This is a genomic window from Candidatus Enterococcus huntleyi (assembly GCF_009933175.1).
Taxonomy (GTDB): domain Bacteria; phylum Bacillota; class Bacilli; order Lactobacillales; family Enterococcaceae; genus Enterococcus_K; species Enterococcus_K huntleyi.
Map to the genome: position 1 here is coordinate 26446 of NZ_MAEJ01000027.1, position 19164 is coordinate 45609.

The 19164-nt window shown below is 39.1% G+C and carries 19 protein-coding genes; 12 read left to right on the plus strand and 7 right to left on the minus strand.

What is annotated here, in order from left to right:
* Positions 1–48: 48 nt before the first annotated feature.
* A complete protein-coding gene (radC, locus tag BAU15_RS11365) occupies positions 49–744 on the plus strand; it encodes a RadC family protein (protein ID WP_161842863.1) in 696 nt (231 codons plus the stop codon).
* 150 nt (positions 745–894) lie between these two features.
* A complete protein-coding gene (locus BAU15_RS11370; RefSeq protein ID WP_161842864.1) occupies positions 895–1095 on the plus strand; it encodes a cold-shock protein in 201 nt (66 codons plus the stop codon).
* A 282-nt stretch (positions 1096–1377) separates the two neighbouring features.
* Here BAU15_RS11370 and BAU15_RS11375 read toward each other — a convergent pair whose 3' ends face one another.
* Positions 1378–1929: a TetR/AcrR family transcriptional regulator gene (locus tag BAU15_RS11375; RefSeq protein WP_161842865.1), complete on the minus strand. Its 552-nt coding sequence runs from the start codon at positions 1927–1929 to the stop codon at positions 1378–1380.
* 387 nt (positions 1930–2316) lie between these two features.
* Here BAU15_RS11375 and BAU15_RS11380 point away from each other — a divergent pair, with 387 nt between their 5' ends.
* A complete protein-coding gene (locus BAU15_RS11380) occupies positions 2317–3828 on the plus strand; it encodes a helix-turn-helix domain-containing protein (RefSeq protein WP_161842866.1) in 1512 nt (503 codons plus the stop codon).
* A 197-nt stretch (positions 3829–4025) separates the two neighbouring features.
* On the opposite strand, the gene BAU15_RS11385 is transcribed toward BAU15_RS11380, so the two are convergent.
* From BAU15_RS11385 to BAU15_RS11395, 3 genes are all read right to left on the minus strand, one after another.
* Complete coding sequence (locus tag BAU15_RS11385; RefSeq protein WP_161842867.1) at positions 4026–4238, minus strand: hypothetical protein; 213 nt, start codon at positions 4236–4238, stop codon at positions 4026–4028.
* Positions 4239–4398: 160 nt separating this feature from the next.
* Positions 4399–6075 carry a ribonuclease J1 gene (gene rnjA, locus BAU15_RS11390; RefSeq protein ID WP_161842868.1) on the minus strand — a complete coding sequence of 559 codons (1677 nt, stop codon included), beginning with the start codon at positions 6073–6075 and terminating at the stop codon, positions 4399–4401.
* A 1-nt stretch (position 6076) separates the two neighbouring features.
* Complete coding sequence (locus tag BAU15_RS11395; RefSeq protein WP_161842869.1) at positions 6077–6289, minus strand: DNA-directed RNA polymerase subunit epsilon; 213 nt, start codon at positions 6287–6289, stop codon at positions 6077–6079.
* A 475-nt stretch (positions 6290–6764) separates the two neighbouring features.
* Here BAU15_RS11395 and BAU15_RS11400 point away from each other — a divergent pair, with 475 nt between their 5' ends.
* Entirely contained in the window at positions 6765–8495 is a 1731-nt protein-coding gene (locus BAU15_RS11400) for an ABC transporter ATP-binding protein (RefSeq protein ID WP_161842870.1), read from the plus strand.
* Positions 8492–10258: a multidrug efflux ABC transporter subunit EfrB gene (efrB, locus tag BAU15_RS11405; protein WP_161842871.1), complete on the plus strand. Its 1767-nt coding sequence runs from the start codon at positions 8492–8494 to the stop codon at positions 10256–10258. The genes BAU15_RS11400 and efrB overlap by 4 nt, the downstream gene beginning before the upstream one ends.
* Positions 10259–10445: 187 nt before the next feature.
* On the opposite strand, the gene BAU15_RS11410 is transcribed toward efrB, so the two are convergent.
* Positions 10446–10826 (minus strand): type II toxin-antitoxin system HicB family antitoxin, encoded by a 381-nt coding sequence (locus BAU15_RS11410; RefSeq protein ID WP_161842872.1) that lies wholly within the window; start codon positions 10824–10826, stop codon positions 10446–10448.
* A 34-nt stretch (positions 10827–10860) separates the two neighbouring features.
* Positions 10861–11049 (minus strand): type II toxin-antitoxin system HicA family toxin, encoded by a 189-nt coding sequence (locus BAU15_RS11415; protein ID WP_161842873.1) that lies wholly within the window; start codon positions 11047–11049, stop codon positions 10861–10863.
* A 463-nt stretch (positions 11050–11512) separates the two neighbouring features.
* On the opposite strand from BAU15_RS11415, the gene BAU15_RS11420 reads away from it, so the two are divergent.
* Positions 11513–12001: a gamma carbonic anhydrase family protein gene (locus BAU15_RS11420; protein WP_161842874.1), complete on the plus strand. Its 489-nt coding sequence runs from the start codon at positions 11513–11515 to the stop codon at positions 11999–12001.
* Between the two features lie 159 nt (positions 12002–12160).
* Here the strand turns inward: BAU15_RS11420 and clpP are convergent, their stop codons facing one another.
* Positions 12161–12754, minus strand: a complete 594-nt coding sequence (clpP, locus tag BAU15_RS11425) for an ATP-dependent Clp endopeptidase proteolytic subunit ClpP (RefSeq protein WP_161842875.1) — start codon at positions 12752–12754, stop codon at positions 12161–12163.
* A gap of 181 nt (positions 12755–12935) precedes the next feature.
* Between clpP and BAU15_RS11430 the strand changes: the two genes are divergently transcribed.
* The 6 genes from BAU15_RS11430 to glnA all read left to right on the plus strand — a co-directional run bounded on the left by BAU15_RS11430 (position 12936) and on the right by glnA (position 18694).
* Positions 12936–13451 (plus strand): hypothetical protein, encoded by a 516-nt coding sequence (locus BAU15_RS11430; RefSeq protein ID WP_161842954.1) that lies wholly within the window; start codon positions 12936–12938, stop codon positions 13449–13451.
* Between the two features lie 163 nt (positions 13452–13614).
* Positions 13615–14349, plus strand: coding sequence for a glycerophosphodiester phosphodiesterase (locus BAU15_RS11435; protein ID WP_161842876.1), 735 nt, complete (start codon positions 13615–13617; stop codon positions 14347–14349).
* A 7-nt stretch (positions 14350–14356) separates the two neighbouring features.
* Positions 14357–15298: a tRNA (adenosine(37)-N6)-dimethylallyltransferase MiaA gene (gene miaA, locus BAU15_RS11440; RefSeq protein WP_161842877.1), complete on the plus strand. Its 942-nt coding sequence runs from the start codon at positions 14357–14359 to the stop codon at positions 15296–15298.
* Positions 15291–16547 carry a GTPase HflX gene (gene hflX, locus BAU15_RS11445; RefSeq protein WP_161842878.1) on the plus strand — a complete coding sequence of 419 codons (1257 nt, stop codon included), beginning with the start codon at positions 15291–15293 and terminating at the stop codon, positions 16545–16547. Before miaA ends, hflX begins: the two co-directional genes overlap by 8 nt.
* 363 nt (positions 16548–16910) lie before the next feature.
* Complete coding sequence (locus BAU15_RS11450; protein WP_161842879.1) at positions 16911–17294, plus strand: MerR family transcriptional regulator; 384 nt, start codon at positions 16911–16913, stop codon at positions 17292–17294.
* A gap of 59 nt (positions 17295–17353) precedes the next feature.
* Positions 17354–18694 (plus strand): type I glutamate--ammonia ligase, encoded by a 1341-nt coding sequence (gene glnA / locus BAU15_RS11455; RefSeq protein ID WP_161842955.1) that lies wholly within the window; start codon positions 17354–17356, stop codon positions 18692–18694.
* Positions 18695–19164: the final 470 nt, after the last annotated feature.

The following is a 19164-nucleotide window of genomic DNA, read 5'->3' on the forward strand; positions in this document are numbered from 1 at the left end:
GATTCCTTTGCGTAGCTTCATTATGATAGGACGCGAAGGAGTTTTTTTATGGAAGAAAAACTATTGTTACGAGAAATACCCAGTAGTTCATTGCCAAGAGAACGTTTGCTGAAGCAGGGCGAGCAGTCACTTTCTGATCAAGAACTATTAGCCATTTGTTTGCGCACAGGGCAACATCCGATTCATGTGATGGAGCTTGCGGCTAACGTCTTAGACAAATTTGCCAATCTCTATACCTTAAAAGGAGCATCGGTGGAAGAGTTGATGGAGATTAAAGGAATCGGCAAAGTCAAGGCAATCGAGATTCGAGCGATTATAGAGTTAGGTAATCGAATGGAAGAAGCGATGCAACCTAAGGTCGGTAAGATACAAGCGAGTTTTGAATTGGCACAGCGCTTAATTCATACGCTGAAGGACTATCAACAGGAACACTTCATCTGTATCTATTTGAACACAAAGAATGAGATTATTAAGCAAGTCACTTTATTCGTTGGATCGCTAAATCAATCGGTTGCGCATCCGAGAGAAATCTTTCATGGGGCAGTCAGGTATCATGCAGCTAGTATTATTATTGCTCACAATCATCCGTCAGGAGATTCGACGCCTTCAAGACAAGATATTTTGTTTACTCAACGAGTAAGTCAATGTGGGGAGATGATGGGGATTGAGCTATTGGATCATATTATTACGGGGCAGAACACGTACACGAGTTTGAAAGAAGAAGAGTTATTGAAGAAAAAATAAGGGCTATATCTTGCAAAACGAAAAATTCAACGGTACAATAATAACTGTAATCTTGTTGGGCAATAGAAGTTGTAACACCTGTCACACCTCTATCGGACTCGAGCAATGTTACAATTAATTAAGTGCTTAAGCACGAGGAGGATATTTATTATGGAACATGGTACAGTTAAATGGTTTAACGCTGAAAAAGGATTTGGCTTCATCTCTCGTGAAGACGGAAGCGACGTTTTCGTTCACTTTTCAGCAATTCAAGGAGACGGATTCAAAACATTAGAAGAAGGACAACCTGTTACTTTTGATGTTGAAGATTCTGACCGCGGCCCTCAAGCTGTAAACGTAGAAAAAAACTAATTGATTACGTCAAGAAAACCTGCAATTAAGTTTGCAGGTTTTTTCAATGAAACAGGGAGATAAGACAATATTTTGTCTTATCTCCCTGTTTTTAAATAAAGGATTTTGTTTTCTTTTAAATTTGATAGGTTATTTTTTGGGATAAATGTCGGCCTTTTTCGAGCTTTAGTGACCTAAGAGCCTTCTTTTTGCTCCTCCTTCGCAATTCGTGTGGAATGCGCCTGGAGTGAGCTTTTTTTGCGAGAACTTTTTGACATTTATGTATGAAAGGCTATCAAAATACTATGAAGTGACTTCTTGCATAAATAGATTAGTGACTTCATTGAGACTAATATGTACAGCTAATTCTTCATCGTCTGCTTGGGCATGAGCACGTTGGGCTGCTTTTCCCAGTGTATAGAACCAAAATAGATCAAATAATTGATCCAATCGCTCAGATGAAATCGTCTGATATTCTGGCAGTGAGACGACTAAGTTTTTAAAATGAATACCAATCAGCTCACGCATCAGTGGCCGACAAGTTTCGTCTTGTAAAAAGAAGCGTTCAAATTCTGCGGGTTTTTTCTCAGCATATTGACAGATGACTTCTGAAAAAGAAGGTAAGTCACTTCGTTCTTTATCTGTCAGAAACTGTTCAACTGTTTGAATAATGTATTCACTCGTTGCCGTTTTGAAGATAGTCAGATTTTCGAATTCTCGATAGATTGGCTGAGTAGAGCAAGCAATGACTTTGGCTACTTTTCGCGCATGGAAATGTTTGAATCCTTCATCTACAACTAATTGATAAGCACCTTGTAGAAGCTGTTCACGATAAATCTTTTTTGTACGAACCATATTGATGAACTCCTTTACGTTTATTTAAGTCGCTAAAAAATCGACAACATCTGCATTATGAAAATACTGGACTGACTCACTCTGAGAAGAAGTGTTATGAGTTATGTAGGCAGTACGGAATGATTGAGATTATGTAGTGCGAATGGCTGCCAAAATTTTTAGGAGACTGAATCGAGAAAAATTAAGAAAGACATGAGAAAATGTCTCTATTCTTAGAGAATAACATAAGAATTTAATAAAAAATCATCAAAAATCGGCAAGGAAGTTCCCAATTTGTTATAAAAGTCTGATAGAATAGGAGATAGGAATTATTTTTTTTGCGCTAAAATATATGTTTGGTTATTTTATAGTGGCAAATTGATTATTTTATGAAAAGAGGTGTAGTGCTTGATAAAAAAATTATTAAAACAAAGTACCGGGAAAAGACTCGAATTATTTCGTTATATCATGATTCAAAATCCAGTCTCAATTAAAGAGTTAATGGATACGTTCCAGTTCTCTCGAACGACCATCAAGCGAATGCTTCAAGAGGTATCCAATGATTTGGCCACGCTACAGATTGAGGGAGAGATCGTTCAGTCAGCAGAATTTTCTTATTCATTTGTTAACAAGACGGAAGAGGTTTCGGGAATTTATCATCAGCTCATATTGTACTATTGCCAACAGAGTGCAGTGTTTCAGATGTTGCAGTTAAATTATCTCGAAAATGAGTTAACGGTTCCGATTTGTTGTGAAAAAATGAATATTTCAGAAGCGTATTGCTACAAAGTAATCAATGAAACAAATTTATTTCTGAAAGATTTTCACATAAAGCTAGTGACGCAACAAAAGCAATTGACCTTTAAAGGTGATGAAGCGTCTATTCGGCTGTTAGGCTATTATTTATTTAGTCATACTTATCTTGGCATACAATGGCCATTTACGCATATAACTGAGCAACAAATTACCCAACAAATGACGGTGAGCTATCGGAACTTTTTGGAAAGAAAATCATTCTCTGAAAAGGAGACGATTTATTACTGGCATGCTGTCAATACGCTGCGTGTATCGCAAGGTCATATGATTGAAGAATTGGATGAGGAGAGCCAAGAAATTTTACAGCTACTCACGAAGGATTATCCAATCTTCAAACCGAAGCAGCTTTATATTTATGAGATTGATCCAGCCGATTATCAAAAAGAGTTGTATTTTAGTACCTTCATTACACAAATACAGTTATCTAAAGTAGCCGAATTAGCGCCGCATTTAAAAAAGATTGGGGATCAAATCCGTCGATTGGACTTTAAGATTATTAAGTTCTTTAATCAAATGATGGAAGAATATGATAAGTATTTCGGCTTTGAGATGTCAGAGCATGAATTTTCTTTATTGATGTATCAGCTGGTATTTCCTTATATCCGTGACAAGTATGTGGTTTATGGTAAGGATAAGTTTGTCGAAGTGATTTATCATTATGCGGCGGTTAATTATGATGTACCGAAGAAGAAAATCGAAGTTACTGATTTCCTAAACTACTTTATGGAAAGAAAAAGTCCTGAAGAGTATAAATTCTTCCTGACCAATAATAAAATATTTATTATCGGAATATTAGTTGCGACGTCTGTTCGCTTGGAGAAGAAACAGATTAAGTTATATATCCACAATTCATTAAAAGGCATGTCAGGGGAGTCGCTGATTCGCTATCGCTTAGAAAATATGTTTAATCCTAAAACAGTCACAGTTGTGAGTGATATCCACGAGGCTGATTTAATTATTTCAGATGCGGTAGAAGAGGAACGCAATCCTAAAGCGAGCATTTTCTTCTTAGAGGATTTGAATAATCAATACCAATGGAAGTATTTACTGGATACGGTGTTAGGCTTGTTAGAAGAGCGAATAGATACAAAAAATGCAAACTAGTCTTTTGTGGAATTGCTAGATATAGAACTATGTCAGCAGAAGAGTAACAGACGAAGTATCGAGATAAAGGGACCTAAAATAAGCTGCCATAAGATCAAGGTTTAAATGGGGTCCAAGGGATATAAGAAAAAGCATCAGATAAGTGGACAGGAGAGGTCAGTTTGACCTGTTTTCCTTCCAAACTATCTGATGCTTTTTTATTCTTCTTCCAAGAGTCGGTTGAGTTCTGCTAGTAATTGAGCTGTGTAAGATTCTCGAAGTTCTAGTTCGTAGTTTTTAGCTGCACTACGGCTAGCGAATTTGCGTTTTATTTTGACCGTTTTCGTTTTAATTTTGATTTTTTTGTTGCTACGTTTGATGATTTGGTCGACTACTTCTGCGACTAGTTGCTCTTTTTCGTGCGCGTTCATACGCTTCATCTCCTCGTTTGTCATCAGTAATCGGATGATTTGGTTCTGATTAAGAAATCTACCTTAAGTGCCATTCGATAATTATCTAGAATGAGAATGGCAAATTTAGCTAGAGCAAAAGGAGCTGTGCTAATTTCTTGCGCAGCTCCTAAAAATTTATTTATTTATCGGGTGTCATAATCATAGGTAAGATCATTGGGTGACGTTCCGTTTTCTCGAATAAGAAAGGTTGTAACGCACCAGTCATTGCATCACGAAGTTTTGCTTCGGTACAATCCGGCGCATTTAGCACTTCACGTAAGGCATGGAATAAAATTCGTTGGCCTTCACTGATCATCTCACCAGATTCGCGCATGTAGACAAATCCGCGTGAAAGAATATCTGGTCCTGCTAATACTTCTTTCTTAGCGATGTCGACGGTTGTAACAGCTAAGACAAGTCCTTCTTCAGAAAGAATACGGCGATCACGTAAGACGACATTGCCGATATCACCGACGCCGTTCCCATCTACATAAACATCACTTGCATTAAAGTGTCCAGCTACGCGCGCGCTATCAGCAGTGAGAGCTAAGACGTCTCCATTTTCTAAGATGAAGCAGTTGTCGGCCGGTACTCCTGTATCCTGAGCTAATGAGGTATGGATTTTTAACATCCGGAATTCGCCATGCACAGGCATGAAATACTTAGGATTCATCAAACGAAGCATTAATTTTTGTTCTTCTTGTCCACCGTGACCAGAGGTATGGATATTGTTAATCTTTCCGTGAATAACATCTGCACCAGCTTCTGATAACAGGTTAATCAAATGGTTAACACTTGTTGTGTTTCCAGGAATTGGTGAGCTGGAGAAGATTACAGTATCATCTGGTTGAACTTGAATTTGGCGATGCGTACCATTTGCGATTCGGCTAAGGGCGGCCATAGGCTCACCTTGGGAACCGGTACACAGAATCATGGTTTCGTTGGCTGGCAATCGGTTAATTTCATGGGCATCGACAAACGTTCCATCGGGCACATTAATATACCCTAGGCGTTGGCCGTTGACAATGGCATTTTCCATACTTCGGCCAAAGACCGCAATTTTTCGTCCAGTAGCAACGGCTGCATCTGCTGCTTGTTGCAAACGGAAAATATTTGAAGCAAAGCTGGCAAATATGACACGACCATCGATTTTTTCGAAAATTCGTTGAATCGAGGCACCAATCGTTTTCTCAGATTTCGTGAAAGTTGGAATCTCAGCATTGGTACTATCAGAAAGTAGGCAAAGGACGCCTTCTTCACCGATACGGGCCATTTTATGCAAGTTTGCTGGCTCGCCAACGGGTGTGAAATCAAATTTGAAGTCACCAGTGGCAACAATATTTCCAGAAGGCGTCTTAACGACTACTCCTAAAGCGTCTGGAATACTGTGCGTTGTCCGGAAGAAACTAATCGTTGTTTTGCGGAAACGGATAATTGTTTCTTCATTAATCTCATGCATCACAGCATCTCTCAATAAGCCGTGCTCATCTAATTTATTAGTGATTAGAGCCAGTGCTAGTGGTCCAGCATAAATCGGAATATTTGCCTGACGTAATAGGTAAGGCACACCGCCGATATGATCTTCGTGACCATGGGTGATGACTAAGGCTTTCACTTTTTGAATGTTTTGGACAATGTAGCTGTAATCTGGAATCACATAGTCAATGCCTAGAAGGTCATCTTCAGGGAACTTAATCCCTGCATCAATCAAGATAATCTCATCTTGGAATTGTACCCCATATGTGTTTTTTCCAATCTCGCCCAATCCACCAATAGCAAAAACACCTGTCTCGTTGTTTTTAATAAAAGGCTTCATTCTAAAACTCCGTTAATGTGAATTCAGCATTTTCTTTTTCATACTCAAGATGGCTTCCTTCAAGAGCTTGTACGAATTCAATATTGTACGGGGTATTGTCTTCGACTAATTGACGGGCCACTACGTCATTATCAGCCTCAATGTAAAGAGAAAGTGTTTGTTCTCTTTTTGGATTGCGTTCTTTTGTTTCTTGGTAATAAACTTTGTAAATCATATAGTTCGTCTCCTTTATCTGTGTCTGCTTTTTGCAGTAATCTAACTAGTTGACCTTCTTTTGCACAGCAAAAAACGGGGGGCATAGCCGCCACCTAAAGTTTACTCTGTATGCTTCTTCCATACGTTCTTGTAATGAAAGAAGAGAAAGCCTCAACATTGCTTTCCCGCTAATCGTAATACTTTTTCACCGGACATTTTGTATGCAAGATACAACAATTATAGATATTTTATCATAGAATAATTGATAAGTATAGAAACATGAGCAGGGGATTGGAAAGAATTTAAGGGAAACTTCCAAATTCACGATCATTGAGTTGTTATTTTAATCGTTCTCTAATGAAAACAAGGAGTAAGAAGGAGTGAATGCCGTGTTTTTTAAAGGAAAATAAACTTTTTTTCAAATATGCGGGTGCCATAAAAAAATTGATGTGCTATATTAGAAATAATCGATAAAAAAGAGGGGAGCTGATTAATTGAAACTAATGTGGCATTACACAATGCGGTATAAGAAATTATTGTTTCTAGACTTCGTTTGTGTATTCGGATTTATTTTAATTGAGTTAGGACTGCCAACAATTTTGGCAAAAATGATCGATTTAGGCATAGGACAAAAGGATTATGACTATGTGAAACAACAAGGAATTCTTATGATTGTGATTACCGTTATTGGAATTATAATGAATATTTTATTAGGATTCTTTTCTGCACGAATCACAACAAATATTGTTGCGGATATTCGTGATGATTTATTTGAAAAGGTGCAAACCTATTCTCATACTGAATATGAAACGATTGGGGTTTCTTCGTTAATTACCAGAACTACGAATGATGCGTACCAAATTATGTTGTTTCTACAGAACATTTTGCGGACAGGTTTTATGACGCCGATGATGTTCTTTGTGAGTTTATATATGGTTATGCGCACCAGCGTGAGCTTAGGCTGGTATGTGCTAGGCGCGCTACCGTTCCTATTGTTAGCGGTGGTGGCTATTGCGAGAATTTCCGAACCGTTATCAAATAAACAACAAAAAAATCTAGACAGCATCAACAGTATTTTACGGGAGAATTTATCAGGACTTCGCGTAATTCGCGCGTTTGTGAATGAAAAATTTGAAGAAAAACGTTTTGAAAAAGTTAATGAAGATTACACAGATAGCTCAAAACGACTCTTTCGTTTGATGGCTGTTGCTCAGCCGGGCTTTTTCTTCTTATTTAATATCGTTATGGTCTTAATTATTTGGAGCGGTTCTGTTCAGATTGAAGCAGGTAGCTTGCAAGTGGGAGATTTAATTGCCTTTATCGAATATATTTTCCATGCGCTATTTTCTTTCATGTTGTTTGCTAGTATTTTCATGATGTATCCACGTGCGGCGGTTTCAGCTCGTCGTATTCAAGAAGCATTGGATGCGCAGCCAGCAATCGTTGAAGAGGAGACAGGAATTACTGAAACAGGGACGAAAGGTTATATTGAGTTCAAAAATGTGACGTTTGCCTACCCTGGACATTCTGAAAGTCCTGTTATTCGAAATGTGAGCTTTACGGCAAGTCCTGGCGAAACAGTTGCTTTCATCGGGAGTACGGGTAGTGGGAAATCAACCTTAATTCAGTTGATTCCACGCTTTTATGATGTCAGTGAAGGACAAGTCCTGATTGACGGAGAAGATGTTAAAAAGTATAAATTAAGTGCTTTGAGACAAAAAATTGGTTTCATTCCTCAGAAAGCACTGCTCTTTACTGGGACAATTGCAGAAAATTTACGTTATGGTAAAGAAGATGCAACCCAAGCAGAGATGGAGCGAGCAGCGGATATTGCGCAGGCCTCAGAGTTCATCTCGCAAAAGCCAGATGGCTATGATGAGCATCTGTCTGAAGGCGGAGCCAACTTCTCTGGTGGACAAAAACAACGTTTAGCGATTGCTCGTGCGATTATCAGAGATCCAGAAATCTATATTTTTGATGATAGCTTTTCAGCCTTGGATTACCGGACGGATGCGAATTTACGTGCTCGTTTGAAAAAAGAAACGACTAAATCGACCGTCTTGATCGTGGCGCAACGTGTCGGAACAATCATGCACGCCGACAAGATTATCGTCTTGAACGAAGGCGATGTCGTGGGCATGGGCACACACAGAGAATTACTTGAGACTTGCCCAATTTACTATGATATTGCGGCCTCTCAGTTGTCAGAGGAGGAATTGTCATGAAAAAAACATTCTCTTCATTAATGCGTTTAGGGCAATATATCAAGCCTTACAAAGTTTCATTTATCTTAGTGATTGTCTTTGCCGTTCTGACTGTCGTGTTTAATGCGGCGCTGCCGTACGTGACAGGGTTACCGACGACAGAGATTTCAAAAAATATTCTAAATAAAGAAGCCATCAATTTTGACTACATTATTATGTGTTTGGTCTGGATTACGGTAGTGGGGATTGGTTATTCAATTTCTCAATTGTTATCAGGTGTGTTAATCGCTAATGTTGTGCAACAAGCAATGAAGGATTTGCGCCGTGATATTGAAGAAAAAATTAACCGATTACCGGTTTCTTATTTTGATAAGAATCAACAAGGGAATATTTTGTCCCGTGTGACCAACGATGTCGATGCCGTTAGTGGTGCGTTGCAACAGGCGTTTATTGGCGTAGTGAATGCAATTCTTGGGATTGTCATGGCGATTGCGATGATGTTTTATATTCATCCGTTGATGGCTCTTATCTCAATGATTATGATTCCACTTTCTATCTTTATTTCTAAAATAATTGTTCAAATCTCTCAGAAATATTTCCAAGGGATGCAAAATTCCTTAGGGGATCTGAATGGTTACGTTCAAGAAAATATGACTGGGTTTAGCGTCTTGAAAGTCTATGGACGGGAAAAACAAACCTTGGAAGGCTTTAAAGGAGTCAACCATAAGCTGAGATATTTCGGCTTCCGTTCAGCTTTCATTTCTGGTTTAATGATGCCTTTGGTACAAATGACCGCCTATGCCACGTATATTGGTATGGCTGTAATGGGTAGTTTTTATGTTATTTCAGGTGTGATTGTTGTCGGTCAGCTTCAAGCGTTTATCCAATATATTTGGCAAGTCAGTCAGCCAATGGGGAATATTACGCAGCTTTCTTCTGTCTTACAGAGTGCTTCGGCAGCTACGACACGTGTCTTTGAAATCTTAGATGAACCAGAAGAAATCCAAAATGAAGTTAACGTTCCGATGCCAGAGCAAATAGAAGGCCATGTCAAATTTGATCATGTTTCTTTTGCCTATGATCCAAAGAAACCGTTAATCCAAGACTTGAACTTTGAAGTGAAAGCCGGACAAACGGTCGCAATTGTTGGACCAACTGGGGCAGGTAAGACGACGCTAATCAATCTTCTGATGCGTTTTTACGATGTAAATGAAGGGGCCATTCGAGTAGATGGTATTAATACGAAAGATATGGATCGAAGCGATGTGCGGTCGATTTTCGGGATGGTCTTACAGGATGCTTGGTTATATGAAGGAACAATTGCCGACAATATCCGTTTTGGACATTTAGATGCAACTGATTATGAAGTGGTTGATGCAGCGAAGACAGCCAACGTCGATCACTTTATCAGAACGATGCCAGATGGTTATGAAATGGAAATTAATTCTGAGGGTGATAATATTTCCCTTGGACAAAAACAACTATTAACCATTGCTCGTGCCGTGATTTCAGATCCGAAGATTCTTATTCTAGATGAAGCAACAAGCTCTGTTGATACGCGTTTGGAAGCTTTAATTCAAAAAGCTATGGATCGTGTGATGAAAGGCAGAACGAGTTTTGTGATTGCCCATCGGCTTTCAACAATTCGTGATGCCGACTTGATTCTTGTAATGAATCAAGGAGAAATCATTGAAAAAGGAACCCACGAAAGCCTATTAGAAAAAGGTGGATTCTACGAAAAACTATACAATAGTCAATTTGCTGAAGAAGGCGACTACGAGTAAAAAAATGCCACTGCATCAACTAGTGTTGGTGAGGGCTAAATTGAATAGAGTACAGTGTCTCCAGTTAAGCGAGCTTGCTTAGCTGGAGTTTCTTTTTGACATGGATTATAAAACTTGGATGATTAAAAACCCCGACAACTGTGTCGAGGTTTTCTTAATAGCTATTCGCTTACTTTCATTTCTAAAACTATCTAATTTGTAATTTATCTAATAACGCATTAGTCAGTATTTCTGAATAGTTAATCCCGGCTTTATCTGCTCTTATTGAAATCCATTCAGGGACTGTAACATTTTTCCGGATTGCTTTATTTCCTCTGATAAAAGGAGTGGCATCTGCTTGTACCATACTTACAAATCCATTATCTACGTTTAAGTTGTGAATGTTACTAGCTTTAGGTAAGTCAATACCTTCATCGATATAATAGGCAATCATACCAGATAAGAAGTCACTAGCTTCCTTCATTGCTTCTTCTAAAGTGTCACCTTCAGCTCCGCCTTGAAACTCCGGAAATTCAATCCAGTACCCACCATCCTCTTCATGAAAAATAGCTGGATAAGTCTTAATCATAATTTCCCCTCCTTTAAAAGCCAGGGGCTGGCTATTATTTCAAACCAAGTCCCCTTAGCAACTTTTGTTCCATTCCGTTTTTTAAGTCCTTGTTACTATGAACGGGAATTGAAACTGGTTCATATCCCTCTTTCATCATGATGTGATGACTTCCGTTTACACGGACTTCTCTCCATCCAGACTTGATTGCGAGTCGAAACATTTCTTTTCCAGTAAGTGGCATTTCGGAATACCTCCTTACATATATGATTATACGTATGATGCGCATGATAGTCAATGAGGACTTGTGTATTAAAAAATATGCTTCAGATAGTATAGCCGTTTTTACCTAGCAGTCACATTGTATCTATTCATCAACTAATTGCCTGTCTTTCTCCCCATTTCTATACTTGGTAGTGGGATAGTATACGAAGAAATAATCGCTGCGAAAGTTGCTTTTACCAGATATTAAGAATTTCGTTGCATTTTCTTTACCGTTTTTCTATAGTTTGGTCACAGATAATTCAAACTTATTCGTTATATTATATACATACCAACAAACAACCCTAACAAAACACTTTTTCATTTTTTAACTCCTTTGCCCGCCAGCTACCCTCTGGTGGGCTATTTTTTTAGGAAATTCAGGGAAGGCCTTGTGGTATACTTAGTGAAATAATCATAGAAAAAATTAAAATGGGGGAATAAAGATGGGACGATTTATTGCAGATAGCGCGGATGTGTACGGCGATGTACAATTAGGAGAAGAATCGACGGTCTGGTTTCAAGCCGTTTTACGTGGCGATGCAGAAAAAATTGTGGTCGGTGCCCGCACAAATATTCAAGATGGCACAATTGTCCATGTCGATCATGGTGCGCCAACTATTATTGGTGAAGAAGTAACGGTGGGACATCAATGTATCATTCATGGTTGTGAGATTAAAGACGGAGCATTAATTGGTATGGGCTCAACGATTTTAAATCGAGCGGTGATTGGTGAAAATTCTTTGATTGGTGCTGGTTCTCTAGTTACTGAAGGAAAAGTAATTCCACCTAATGTCTTGGCTTTTGGTCGCCCAGCACGAGTCATTCGCCCATTAACCGAGGAAGAAATTCAACAAAATAAAGCAAATATGCGCCACTATGTCGAGAAAGGTCATCAATTCATGAAGGGTGACTATAAGAGAATCACGGAATAAAAGGTCAGTGTGTCAGAAAACCCATGTTAGATAAAAAATATGTAGGACACCCAACCATTGAAAGAAGACAGTAAGAAAGAATAATAGGGAACCATAAAATTAATCATAGACAGCAAAAAAAGTGTGACCATTTTTCGGTCACACTTTTTTGAATCATTCTTATTTTAATGATGAGTTGTTTTCCATCACTTCGTCGATTAAGCCGTATTCTTTGGCTTGTTCTGCGGTCATGAAGTTATCGCGGTCAGTATCTTTCTCGATGACTTCTAGTGGTTGACCTGTGCGTTCTGCTAAAATTTTGTTTAGGCGGTCACGTGTTTGTAAAATGTGACGAGCAGCGATTTCAATTTCAGTTGCTTGCCCTTGAGCGCCTCCTAATGGTTGGTGAATCATAATCTCAGCATTTGGTAAAGCAAAGCGTTTGCCTTTAGTACCAGCTGTTAATAAGAAGCTACCCATTGAAGCAGCCATACCCATTACGATTGTTTGAACGTCGGCTTTGACGAAATTCATTGTATCGTAGATGGCCATACCAGCGGTTACGCTACCGCCAGGTGAGTTGATGTATAGATAAATGTCTTTCTCTGAATCTTGTGCATCTAGGAAAAGTAGTTGGGCGATGATCGAATTTGCTAAATCGTCTGTTACTTGTCCGCTTAACATGATGATGCGGTCTTTTAATAAACGAGAGTAAATGTCATACGCTCTTTCACCTCTAGATGATTGTTCAATTACTGTAGGGATTAAATTCATAATATAGTTCCTCCTTAAAATTCGTTCAGGAATAGTTTACCATAGATTTTTCATATCTAAAAAGTAGTATACACATAAGGTCAAAAAAGGTCAAATAGAAAGTTTCGTTCAATCTACTACTCATGCAAAAGCGAAATGTGGTAGTATAGAAATGAAGAGGAAAATCAGGAGGTACGGTATGTTGAGTGTTGCTTTAGCAGGTTTGGTTGGTGTTATTGTAGGTGCGGCTATTGTCAGTATAGCTTTTTATCTACAATTACGTTACCAAGAAAAAAAAGAACTGCGCCGCCGGAATTTAGAGAACCGTGTGCGTGAGATTGAAGTTTTGAATGAATTAAATAAAAAGGTCAATGAAATTTTGCAAAAACGGAATGTTTTGCTTGAAAAATATGTTAGTTTTGATGCATTTGATGATTGTTATATTACGATTGATGATTTTGTCTATTTACAAACTTATACTTCGCAAAACAACTTTTATTTACCTAACTATATTCTTGAGCAATTTTTTAAAAATATTTCTCATCGAAAAGTTGTACTTTCACCGGAAGAAACAGTTAAGATTGGCGGTTATACCTATAAAGGTGGACGTGTTATCTTAGAGAACTTCTCTGAAGAGTTGATTGAGATGATTACTGAAAAGAAAATTCAAATTAAGCAGCTAACTAACGATCAGGTGGACTTCTTTTCAGCGAAGTAAAGAGAGAATAGCTAGCGTTAGAAAAGGAGATATCAGAATGAAGAGTTGATCTAAAACAGTGCGTGTTTTGGTTTGACTCTTTTTGCTATCTGTTGAGAAAAGAGAGACATGCGTTGTAAGGCTATCAAGTGTTACAATAGAAAATGAAGTGGAGTGAAGAACGATGACAGTAGTGATGGCACACCGCGGGAGTAGTGGGACGAGGCCGGAAAATACGTTGCCGGCTTTTTCTGAAGCAGTCCGAGCAAAGGCGGATGGGATTGAATTGGATGTTCATTTGACGAAGGATCGCAAGCTTGTGGTGATGCATGATGAGGCAGTGGACCGAACGACAGATGGCAAAGGGTTGATTCGAGAAATGACTTTGGCTGATATAAAGACATTGCATACTGGTCGGTGGTTTTCTGATGAATTTTCCGCTGCCAAAGTACCTACGCTAAAAGAAGTGTTGGCTCTGCTAGTTGAAAAGAATTTTCGCGGATTTTTGAACATTGAACTAAAGACAGATAAGTACGAATATCCAGGAATTGAAAAAGATGTTTCGGATTTATTGACGAGCCATCAGTGGCCATTCACTCACTGGTACAGTAGTTTTAATATGAATTCGTTAGAAAGAATACATCAGCTTGAGCCGACGACACAGCTGGATTATATTATGGGGACAGCAGAATCAAAGGCCAAACGAGCGTTGGAATGTTCATTTATTGAAGGTATTCACCCTAAAATTGATTGGGTTAAAGAACAAGGGGCCGCTGTCCAGCAGTACCCGAAAGCCGTTCGTCCGTGGACGATTAATGATGAAGCAGAAATGCAAGCTTGTTTTAGCCAGAATTTGGCGGGAATCATTACTGATTTTCCAGAGCAGGCGATGAGCCTTAAACGAAGAATGAAAAAGTAGGAGTATTATGGATAAAATAATTGTGATTGTTGGCCCAACGGCGGTTGGGAAAACAAGTCTAAGTATTGCATTAGCAAAGAAGTTTCATGGAGAGATTATCAGTGGGGATTCCATGCAGATTTACCGCGGTCTGGATATCGGTACAGCAAAAGTGACGCCAGAAGAAATGGCTGGAATTCCTCATCATCTGATTGATATTCGGGCGATGAATGAGTCGTATTCTGCGGCTGAATTTCAGCAGGAAGCGCGTCAAGCGATCAGTGACATTCGTAGTAGAGGAAAAATTCCAATCATCGCTGGTGGGACGGGTCTCTATATTCAATCGCTGATTTATGATTATAAGTTGGGAACTGACGAAAAAAAGGCGGCCGATGAACCGAAGCCAATTAGAGAAGTCTATGAATTATTTGCTGAAGAGCATGGTAATGAGGCGTTGTGGCAAAAGTTGGTTGCTGTAGATCCTTTGGCCGCAGAAAAAATCCATTTTAATAATCGACGCAAGGTGATTCGCGCGTTAGAAGTTTTTGAAGAGACAGGCCAGAGTATTTTGACGCCTAAAGAAACGCCTGAACAATTGTATGATGCTTATATCATTGGCTTAGATACGGATCGGCCGGTGTTGTACGAAAGAATTAATGCTCGAGTGGATAAAATGATGACAGAGGGCTTACTGGAGGAGGCCAAGCGAGTGGCAGCTTATCCAGATACTCAAGCCAGTAAAGGGATTGGCTACAAAGAATTGTTTGATTACCTTTCTGGAGCGGAATCGTTAGAAAGTGCGATTGAGTGCATCAAACAAAATTCTAGAAGATATGCCAAACGACAGCTGACGTGGTTTAGAAATAGAATGGTCGTTGATTGGTACGACTTGGTGAAGGAACCAGAAACGATTGAAGTCATTGAACAAACAGTCGAAAATTGGTTAGAAGAGGGGGGAGTTAATGAATAAACCACAAGAAAAAGTCATTATTGTTGGCGTCGAAACGGAGGCCAATGCCAAAAATTTCCATGAATCGATGGCAGAGTTAGAAAGTCTAACGAATACAGCAAATGGTGAAGTTGTCTATTCACTCACACAAAAAAGGAAACAGGTGGATCGCCAGACGCTGATAGGAAAAGGAAAAGTAGCAGAATTAGCTCAGTTTGCGGAAGCTTATGAAGCAGATTTAGTGATCTTTAATCATGAGCTTTCACCACGCCAAAGCCAACTGTTTAATGAGGCGTTAGGTCTGCCAGTGATTGATCGCGTTCAATTAATTTTGGACATCTTCGCGATGCGTGCCCGTTCAAAAGAAGGCAAGCTTCAAGTTGAGTTAGCCCAGCTGAATTATTTATTGCCCCGTCTGATTGGTCAAGGGAAATCGATGTCTCGTTTAGGTGGTGGGATTGGGACTCGTGGACCTGGGGAGACGAAGCTAGAAACGGATCGTCGTCACATTCGAAATAAGATTACGATAATCAAGCGAGAATTGAAAGAAGTCGCGGCCCATAGAGAAAGAAATCGCCAGAAACGGCAGCAAGCGGATGTGTTTCAAATTGGTCTGATCGGTTATACAAATGCGGGGAAATCGACGATTCTAAATTTGCTTACGAATGTCGAAACCTATGCCAAAGATCAGCTGTTTGCAACATTGGATCCTTTAACGAAGAAATGGCGTTTACCTGAAGGCTTGGAAGTCACGTTGACAGATACAGTCGGCTTTATTCAAGATTTACCGACACAGTTGATTGATGCTTTTCACTCGACTTTGGAAGAAAGCCAAGGGATGAATTTACTTTTACATGTGGTAGATGCTAGCTCAGAAGATCGTATTCAACAAGAAACGACCGTCATGAAATTAATTGAGAGCCTTTCGTTGAATCGGCTGCCTATCTTGACAGTCTATAATAAGGCTGATCAAATCGAAGAAAGTCAATTTACGCCAACGTTGTTTCCAAACGTACTGGTTAGCGCAAAGAGCCAAGCAGGCAAAGAAAAATTAATTAAGGCTATCCGTCTCCAATTGATGGAGTTGATGGAGCCTTATGCGCTTGAAATTCCTAGTAATAAAGGACAAGAGCTAAATGATTTAAAACGCCAAACATTTGTTTTTTCTGAGGAGTACCAAGAAGCAACCAACGTCTATGCGATGAAAGGTTTTGCTTTAAAGAATTCACGCTGGTTACGTGAAAGGGCAAAAGAGGATACTGAGGACTGAATAAAAAGTGTGATGCATGATTGATGATAATTTGAGGATAATTTTCTGATGGAGGATCGAACGGATAGCCGTAAATGGACCGTTTGTCCTCAATTGGAAAATATCCTTATTTTTTTATCCAAAAGCGGTCTAAGATTTCTGCTAAATAAATTGCACAAATTAGCGCTATTTCCGAACGTTCGTCCCAAAATGGTATAGTCAAATTAAAAGTTTTTTCGTTTCATGTAAGAAAACCTAACATATGGGGTTGACAGTCTTTTTTCGAACTGCTATTCTAACACTAACTTAATTAGTTGAATAAGTATCAAACAGGAATTTGACTAGCTTTGTTTAGAAGAATTGGAAGTGAGAGAGGAGATTACCATGCGCGAAAAAGAATTGCGACGCTCGATGTCTGTGTTCCCGATAGGCACTGTGATGAAGCTAACTGATTTATCAGCCCGACAGATTCGGTATTATGAAGAGCAGGATTTGATTCATCCTGAACGTAGTGAAGGTAATCGCCGAATGTATTCTCTCAACGATATTGATACTTTGTTAGAGATCAAAGATTATTTATCGGATGGTTTAAATATGGCAGGCATCAAACGGGTTTATGAGATGAAGTTGTCAGAGGAAAAAGCAGAGAAGAAAAAGAATCAGCCGCTCACAGACGGGGACGTTCGTCGTATTCTGCACGACGAGATGTTAGCACAAGGTGGATTTGGTCAGCAGCATCCATTTCAATCAGGAAATACTCGGTTTTAGGGTGAACTGATTGTGGAAATAGAAATAAATAAATGAAGTGTGAGGAAGGGAATTTAATTATGGCAAAAGAAGCGAAGACGGTAGAAGAGATAAAACATATCACAGAGGAAGAGAACGTTCGATTTTTACGTTTGATGTTCACAGATATCATGGGCACCATTAAAAATGTTGAAGTACCAGTGAGTCAATTGGCTAAAGTATTGGACAATAAAATGATGTTTGATGGTTCTTCGATTGAAGGATTTGTACGTATTGAAGAAAGTGATATGTACTTATATCCAGATTTATCTACTTGGATGATTTTTCCGTGGGAAAGCGATCATGGGAAAGTTGCACGCTTAATTTGCGATATCTACAATCCAGATGGGACGCCATTTGCTGGAGATCCACGCGGGAATTTAAAACGCGCATTAGTTGATATGAAAAAATTAGGTTTCACATCATTTAACTTAGGACCAGAGCCAGAATTCTTCTTGTTTAAATTAGATGAAAATGGCGAAATCACACTTGACTTGAATGACCGCGGAGGCTACTTTGATTTTGCACCGACTGATTTAGGTGAAAATTGCCGTCGTGATATTGTTTTAGAATTAGAAGGTTTAGGCTTTGAAGTAGAAGCTTCTCACCATGAAGTAGCGCCTGGCCAACATGAAATTGATTTCAAATATGCAGATGTTATAGAAGCTTGTGATAACATCCAAACATTCAAATTAGTGGTTAAAACAATTGCTAGAAAACACGGATTACACGCAACCTTCATGCCAAAACCGTTATTCGGAATTAATGGCTCAGGTATGCATTGCAACATGTCCCTATTTACCGAAGAAGGCAATGCGTTCTACGATGAAGAAGGCGAAATGGGTCTAAGTAAAACGGCTTACCATTTCTTAGGTGGTTTATTAGAACATGCGCGTTCTTACACAGCAGTCTGCAACCCAACTGTTAACTCATACAAACGTTTAGTCCCTGGTTATGAAGCACCTGTATATGTAGCTTGGAGTGGACACAACCGTTCACCATTAGTTCGTGTGCCTGAATCTCGTGGATTATCGACTCGTTTGGAATTACGTTCTGTAGATCCATCAGCGAATCCTTATCTAACAATGGCTGTTTTATTACAAGCTGGTTTAGATGGAATTCGTAACGAATTAACACCACCACCAGCAGTTGACCGCAATATTTACGTGATGAATGAAGAAGAACGCGAAGCAGCACAAATCAAAGATCTTCCTTCTACAATTCACAATGCAATTAAAGAGTTGCGCAAAGATCCAGTCATGATTGACGCGCTTGGCCAACATATCTATACAAACTTTGTTGAAGCTAAACGGATGGAATGGGCAGCCTTCCGTCAAACAGTTTCTGAGTGGGAAAGAGAACAATATTTAGAATTGTATTAAAAATAATTTAACAGATGAGGTAAACCGCTAGGGACGGAAGTTCATGGCGGTTTATTTTTGATGTGAAAGCTGAATTTATTGAGAAAGGGGCAAAAAAGGGGGCAACGAAGATTTGAATATAGAGGAAAGAGTATCAATCGAGAAATAATTTTGTGAAATCAAAAGAACCACTTTTTATTTGTATAACCCCATTGCCGCATCCGGGATTCCTTACATCAAAAAAGTTCGCAGTCTGGTCGCAAGCAGCTCAACAAAGGGCGTTGATCTCATTGCTAAATCAGTTCAAACCAGCTGTAAGGGCTAGGGTCGGGTAAGGAGGATAAATTTTCAATTTCCCTTTTATCGACCTACGCAAACCGTTCTACTACTTGGAAACTTGGTAAGTAGAACAGACAACACAGCTGGTAATTCATGATTCCCCTTCAAGGACTGCAGAACTTTTTGATTACAGGAATTCCTACTGCTAGATT